Annotated in this window: 4 protein-coding genes; all 4 read left to right on the top strand. The window is 60.0% G+C overall.

Annotated elements, in window-relative coordinates:
- The coding region (locus FKB36_RS03515) for a CARDB domain-containing protein (protein WP_315901815.1) at nucleotides 1-1,633 on the top strand (1,633 nt) is incomplete at its 5' end.
- A gap of 265 nt (nucleotides 1,634-1,898) precedes the next feature.
- Nucleotides 1,899-3,512, top strand: a complete 1,614-nt coding sequence (locus FKB36_RS03510; RefSeq protein ID WP_261596637.1) for a hypothetical protein — start codon at nucleotides 1,899-1,901, stop codon at nucleotides 3,510-3,512.
- Between the two features lie 122 nt (nucleotides 3,513-3,634).
- Nucleotides 3,635-5,572, top strand: coding sequence for a hypothetical protein (locus tag FKB36_RS03505; protein ID WP_261596636.1), 1,938 nt, complete (start codon nucleotides 3,635-3,637; stop codon nucleotides 5,570-5,572).
- A gap of 594 nt (nucleotides 5,573-6,166) precedes the next feature.
- Nucleotides 6,167-7,327, top strand: coding sequence for a glycosyltransferase family 4 protein (locus FKB36_RS03500; protein ID WP_261596635.1), 1,161 nt, complete (start codon nucleotides 6,167-6,169; stop codon nucleotides 7,325-7,327).
- The last annotated feature ends 47 nt before the right edge of the window (nucleotides 7,328-7,374 follow it).

Below are 7,374 nucleotides of genomic sequence, written 5' to 3'. Positions count from 1 at the left end.
CGGTGCCGCCGGTGCAACCTGGACTGCGGCCGCGGGCACGCATACCGTCACCGCGACGGTCGACGACGTTGACCGCATGGCGGAGAGCAACGAGAACAACAACGTGCTCACGAAGACGATGACGGTGGGTGCGGCGGCTCCGACGCCTACAGCGACACCGACACCGACACCGACACCGACGCCCACCGCAACACCGACGCCGGGAACACCCGACCTCGTCGTGACTGAGATCTCCTGGGAACCGGCAAGCCCGGCACCGGGTGACGCAATCACGATGAAGGCGGCGATCAAGAACCAGGGCACTGGTGCAACGCAGGCCGGCGTGATCCACGGCGTGGCCTTCACAACGGACGGGAACCTCGGTTCTGCGGTCTGGTCCGACAGCCACACGGCATCCATCGCTCCCGGCGCATCGGTTACGGTGACCGCGAACGGCGGTGCCGCCGGTGCAACCTGGACTGCGGCCGCGGGCACGCATACCGTCACCGCGACGGTCGACGACGTTGACCGCATGGCGGAGAGCAACGAGAACAACAACGTGCTCACGAAGACGATGACGGTGAATGCGGCGGCGCCGACGCCGACACCTACAGCGACACAGACTCCGAAGCCGACCGCAACGCCCACGCCTGCACCGACTCCCGGTCAGAACACCTACGGAGCGGATGCCAACCCGACCGGGAACCCGATCGGGGGAGGGGACGGCTATAAGAACATCGTCAGCCGGAGCAACGCAGACTTCATCGTCGATACGACGAGCGAACTCGTGAGCGCTCTTGGTTCGGCACAGTCCGGCGACATCATCTGGGTCGAAGAGAACGCCAACATCGACATGAGCGGCCGGACCTCGACGATACGGGCCGGAGTCACCCTCGCGAGCAACCGCGGCGAGGACGGATCGGACGGCGGCCGGATCTACCAGACATCAGCCGGGAGCCGGCTGTTCACGATCGGCGGTCAGAACGTGAGGATCAGCGGCCTTCGTCTCGAAGGCCCGCAGAAGGGCACCAGCGCGTCGGGCTCGACGAACGTTGGTATCTACACCAGCTACCGCAACCTCGAAGTGGACAACTGTGAGATCTTCGGCTGGGGCAATGCCGCGATCGGTATCGCCGGCACCGGCGGGTCCGACATGAAGACCGGCGCGTACATCCATCACAACTACATCCACCACAATCAGGTGGCCGGTCTTGGATACGGCGTCTGTCTCTCGAGCGGCGGTGTAGCGCTCATCGAAGCGAACTACTTCGACTACTGCCGTCACGCCATCACCGGAGCGGGAATGGCCGGAGACGGCTACGAGGCACGCTACAACATCTGCGGCCCGAACTGGATCACGACGTCGCCCCACAACTTCGATATGCACGGCACCTCTTCTGGTTCCGGGGCAATCGCAGGGGACACGATCAAGATTCACCACAACACGTTCATGGGCACAACCTCACAGATGCCGACGTGCATCGCCATCCGGGGTGTTCCCCGTGACGGCGCGTACATCGACCACAACTGGTTCTACTTCACCAGGGATGCCCCCGTCTGGCAGACCGGCGGAAAGAGCGGTATCAGCATGACGAACAACCTGATCGGCGCGAACGGAGCCCTCTCCGCATCGGGTCCGATCAAGTATTACTGAAGAGGGACCAGCGGAAGGATTGGCCGGAAGGACTCTTCCGGCACTTCCCCTTCTCCCCAGTTGGGGCGTTTCTTCAACTCGCCCCGATTCTTACCCGGTAAAATCCGTTTTTGCGACACAAAGGGCGCTCGGCCGGAGGCACGGAGCGCGGCACCCGCCGGATCGAACTTCAGTGAACTGTCCTGTCCACGAAGGACGGGAGATCTCCGCTTCATCCCAGTATAATAAAGTTTATTAGGCTTGCAGGAGCCAGAACGGAGATCGTGTGCGTTCCAAAGAAGTGGTTCTTGTCGTCCTGGTCCTGCTCTATGCAGCCCTGATCATCCCGGCAGCCATCGGGACCCTTTCCCCGGGACAGGGGGGGATAGATTCACCTGATTCGGCCTTTTTCAGCCCATTTGCAGACCTTCAGGATCAGGTAGCTGCTCGTGTCGATGGCGACGCAGCCTTCGGCGCCGAATCGAACCCCACGGGAAGTTCCATCGGAGGGGGTGAAGGCTACCGCGAAGGAGTCGCGCCGCCCGACCCCGAGAAGGATATCATCGTTGCAACTACGGACGAACTGCTTGCGGCTCTTACGGGCGCGAGGAGCGGCGACGTCATCCATATCGATGAGATGGCCCGGATCGACCTTACGGACACCCCGGGCGGAGTAACCATCCCGGCAGGCGTGACGCTCGCCGGCAACCGAGGAGAGCAAATTACGACCGGATCGGCGATATATCCGTTCGAGATCGAGGAAGCAGGCGAGTACTACCTCCGGGCTTTTGCATCGGCACCCGGGGAGGAGAGCAGCCCCATCTGGGTTTCGATAGACGGGGAAGGTACCTGGCGCTGGGATATCGACCCCGGTTCCGACTGGCACTGGAACAGAGGAGGGGCCCACTATCTCTCCAGCGGCCGGCACAACATGACCATCCACTGGCGCGAGAACGGTTTGAAACTCGATGAGATCCTCATTGCCGACGATCCGGACTACCTGCCCGATACCACAGGGCAGACCGGAGAGATACACAACATAGAGGCGGAATCCGGGGAACACTCCCCTATGATGAAGGTAACCCCGGAAGCCGCGGCATCGGGGGGAGCATACCTCTCGATCACGGATGACCCGGATGGAGATGACTACCCCCTCTCGCCCGGCGGGACGATATTTCAGGGAGTGGAAGTCTCCGGCAGTCCGGTCGCACTCATCGCCGGAGGAGAATACGTGAGGATCACCGGAATCCGGCTGGAAGGGCCGGATATGACGACCAGAAGGGAGCGACATCCGGGTCTCGGGATCTATTCTCCCTACCGGAACCTCGAGGTGGACAACTGTGAGATCCTGGGCTGGAGCGGGGCTGCAATCGGCATTTCCGGCACCGGCGGGTCCGAGATGCAGGCCGGCGGGTACATCCACCACAACTACATCCACCACTGCCAGATGAAGGGGCTTGGATATGGTGTCGTGGTCTCCAACGGGGCGGTGAGCCTGGTTGAAGCGAACTACTTCGATTACTGCCGGCATGCCGTCGCCGGGAGCGGAACGGCAGGCGACGGCTACGAGGCGCGGTACAACATCTGCGGCCCGAACTGGATCTCGACATCGCCCCACAACTTCGACATGCACGGCACCGTATCCGGTACCGGCACAATCGCGGGAGATACCATCCGGATCCACCACAACACGTTCATGGCCACGGGCTCCCTGGACGCATTCCCGGTTGCCATCCGGGGCGTTCCCCGGGACGGGGCGTACATCGACCACAACTGGTTCTACTACGATCTGGCACCGCCGGTCTGGCAGACTGGGGGAGAGGGGAACGTCTTTGTAACAGAGAACCTGATCGGGCCGGATGGAGAACTCTCGGTATCGGGCCCGATCGAGTATTACTGAATCGTCGCAAGAGCAGGCGGCATGCCGGAATTTCAGCCAGGTCGACCCGCAGAAGGCTACAACCTCATCTTTATTAGGGTTGAGCCCTGAACGCGGAGCTTCATGGGGAGGCAAAGTCCGAAATGAAGAACCGATTCTTCGAGAGACTTGCCGACGTCTTCCCGTACCTGGTGCTCTTTGCCTACATCGCAGGCTGCATCTTCTGCATCCTGATCGACAGGATGAGTTATCTGATCAACGGTTCGATCCTGGCGATACCGGCTATCCTCGGATCGTTTGTGTTTCTGGCGATTAAAAGAAAGGATATCGATCTCTCGGCCCGGTCGGTGTTGTTCTCGCGCAATCCTTCAGCATCCCCAAAACTCTTCCTGGCATTGTATGCGTTCACCATCCCGGCCCTTCTCCTGACGCCGGTCGATTCCGGCTGGGGCCTGCTCATGGTGCCCGCCCTTTACGCCGTCATCCTTGTCCAGATACTATCATCACGGCCGGGACCGGCGGTGGTGCTCGCCGAGATCATGCTCACCCTCGTGGTCACCATCTACAGTTACACCTTGCGTCCGGCCCTCTACTTCGGGACGACCGATATCATGCCGCACGGGTATATGGCCACCATCACCTACCTCTCAGGGCACGTTATCCCGGCCGAACTCGGGACATACACCTACTTCCCCCTGTACCACATGTTTGTAGCCGTGTCTTCGCACATGCTCGGCCTGGATATCCAGACCTCGCTCTTCGTCACCACCGGCCTGGTCTTCTCCTCGACCGTCCTGTTCCTGTACCTGCTGGTCAACTACGTCTTCAAAAACGAACAGATCGCCCTTCTGGTGGTTCTTTTCTATGCGGTGAACGCCGACGTCATATACTACGGCACCTACATGGTGACGAGAACCATGGCATACGTCGGGTTTCTCATCCTCCTCTACCTGCTCTATTCGATGGGTGATGTGAAGATCGGGACCGGGAGTGCGGCCACAAGATCGGTCGCAAGGAGAGCCCTTGCCGTGATCGCGGTCGTGTTCATCCTCCTGACACACCAGATCTCCATGCCCATGATCATCATCCTGCTCGGGCTCCTGTATCTTCTCGAACGGATCGCCGGTGGGAGTAGGTACATAAGTCCGGCCTTCCTGATAGGCACCGTCTCCCTGTTTGCCTGGTACTGGCTCTTCATAGCCTACCCGTTCATAGGCCATCTCTTCCCCCGTGCAGATCCCTCCCTGTACCAGAACATCGTCCTCACCGAGGTGGTGTATGAAGGCTGGACGTTCCTGCTCAATCAGGTCGACACCCTGTTTGTCGTGTTCTTCTCGTTGATCGGGGTGATCTATCTCGTATGGAAGCAGCAGCCGAAGTACTCGATCGTCCTCGGCATAATGGGACTGCTGGCGATCGTCCTGAATGTACCGGGCATCCTTACGGTGATCTTCCAGATGGTTTCAGTACTCCGGATAGACCGATTTGCCATTCTGTTTCTGCCAATTCTTGCTGTGGCGACAGGAGTCGGCGTATATCTCCTCGTCCAATACCTCGTCGCCATGAAGATCTCGCGGGGACGGATCGGGGCGGTTCTCATCATACTGATTGCTCTCTACGGCATCGGCTCTCTCGGGCTTCTCGGAGACGAGGCGAGTTACGTCCGCTACTCTTTCAATCAGTACGAGATGACCGGGTTCGAACATGTACTCGAGACGGTGCCGAGCGGGTCGGCGCTCCATTCGGACTACTACACATCACGGTTCTTCGAGAGGAAAGAGATAAGCGATTCCGAACGTCTGGGACTGCCATATTACACCACTTATCTGCTGCAGACCGATCTGGAGACGCCGGCAGGCGGCAGTTATGTCGTTCTCCCGAGCATCCAGCTCCGGCACGGCGGGCTGCTCTTCGGGAAGAATGCTATCCTCGATGAGACCGAGTTCGATCCGGAAGAGAACCTTCAGCCCTACCTCCCTACGGAGCAGAACCTTCACAACATCACCGGCAGGCTATCTGCAACGGACAGGGTTTACTCGAACAACGGCGTCGAGGTATATCGTCTCCCGCAGATGGCATGAGGGAAGAAGAGATCGAACAATGCTGCACAGAGTCGTATCCGGGCGGCTCGGACCGGCATGAGGGCGGACGAGACAGGGGAAGGGGGTGCTCCAGGGAATACCTTTTCTGAGCCATCCCCAGACAATCGAGATACAGGACGGCGTCCCCGCAAATGATATATATGATGCTCCCTTGACCCGGGCCGCTATGCATGACGGAGATCCGCCCCTACTGGCAATACCTTCACCATATCCGAATAATCGGGCCATTTTCGGATCACATACCATACGTGTGGACCGAAGGGCGGCGCTACCCCCGCACGTATCAGAACCGTCAGCGAAGCACATCCGTCGACCGGCCGGAGAACGATGCGGGGGCGTCCTTACAGCCGGACGACCATTCCAGGCGCTCTGGCCGCCGTCCCCCGCCATCGGCCGGAGCGTCGGGACGGCTTTTGAGCGCGGCATACCGGTGATGAGTCGCTTTTCAGGGTCGGGTGAGGGCGCTGCAGGCATAGAATGCATGCAGGCGTCAGGAACCCGCCGGCACCCACGCATCCGAAGAAGAGGCGCATCCCGAACCGAAGATCTGCCGGACGGTCTCCGGGGGGCCCCATGAAGATCGCCCAGATAACGCCCTATTTCCTGCCGCATAACGGCGGAATGGAGATGTATGTCTATAACCTGAGCAGGAGCCTGATCGATGACGGCCATACGGTAGAAGTGATAACCGCAAACGTCCCCGAGGGTCGACGGTTCGAGGTCATGGACGGGATCTTCGTCAGAAGGCTCCGATGCATCGGAGAGCCGCTCCGAAACCCTCTTGTTCCGTCCATATTCCTTCTCTTAAAAAACCTCAAAAAATTCGACGTCATCCACATCCATAACCTCTACAGCTTCACCGCCCTCACCTTCCTCCTGCTGAAGAGATTCTGTAAGGTTCCCATCGTTCTCACGCACCACGGCCAGTTGATGTTCGGTGAGCCCATGAAGGATATGTGCGTGCGGCTCTACGAGAAGAGCGCAAAGGGGGTCGTGCTGGGCTCCGTCGACAAGACCGTCGCCCTTTCTGAATCGGACGCACAGCATGTCACCCATCGCGGCGATGCGCCGGCAGACCGTCACGCATCGGCCGCGCGCGGAAGTGTCGTCGCGATCCCGAACGGGTACGACGGCCGAAAGTTCCGGCCCATGGATGCCGGGAGGTGCCGGGAGGAACTGGATCTCCCCCCAGACAGAAAGGTGCTCCTGAACGTCGGGAGATTGTACGGCGCCGTCAAGGGCCACAAATACCTCATCGAAGCGATCTCGACGGTCGTAGAAGAGCGGGAGGATGTCCTGTGCGTGATAGTCGGCGCGGGAAGGCTCCATAAGACGCTCGAAGATCAGATTCACTCGCTCGGCCTCGAGGACTACGTCATGCTCGCCGGCGGGAGGCCGCATGACGAGATCCCCACGTGGTTGAATGCCTGCGACCTCTTCGTCCTCCCGAGCCTCAGCGAAGGCAATCCGACGGTCATGTTCGAGGCCTTCGGGTGCGGGAAGCCCTTTGTGGGGACGAGCGTCGGCGGGGTTCCGGAGGTCGTCACCTCCGAAGAATATGGCCTCCTCGTCAATCCTGGCGACTCCGGCGGCCTGGCCGAGACGATCCTGGAGGCGCTGGAGAAAGACTGGGACAGGAGAGCGATTCGTGCTTTTTCGGAGCGGTATACATGGGAGAATGTCAGCAGGGAGATCGTGAGGGTATACGGCCAGGTGCGGGGGGCAAGATCATGATAACGCAAAAACCCCTGGTCCTGCCACGCATCAGCAGAACCCAGGTG

Origin of the sequence: Methanoculleus formosensis (assembly GCF_025384765.1) — an archaeon.
Classification (GTDB): Archaea; Halobacteriota; Methanomicrobia; order Methanomicrobiales; family Methanoculleaceae; genus Methanoculleus; species Methanoculleus formosensis.
This window is presented reverse-complemented; position numbering and strand designations above follow the sequence as displayed.

Excerpts from the sequence above, each read along its gene's own strand:
- FKB36_RS03505 (WP_261596636.1), top strand. The coding sequence starts at position 3,635 with ATGAAGAACCGATTCTTCGAGAGACTTGCCGACGTCTTCCCGTACCTG.
- FKB36_RS03500 (WP_261596635.1), top strand. The coding sequence starts at position 6,167 with ATGAAGATCGCCCAGATAACGCCCTATTTCCTGCCGCATAACGGCGGA.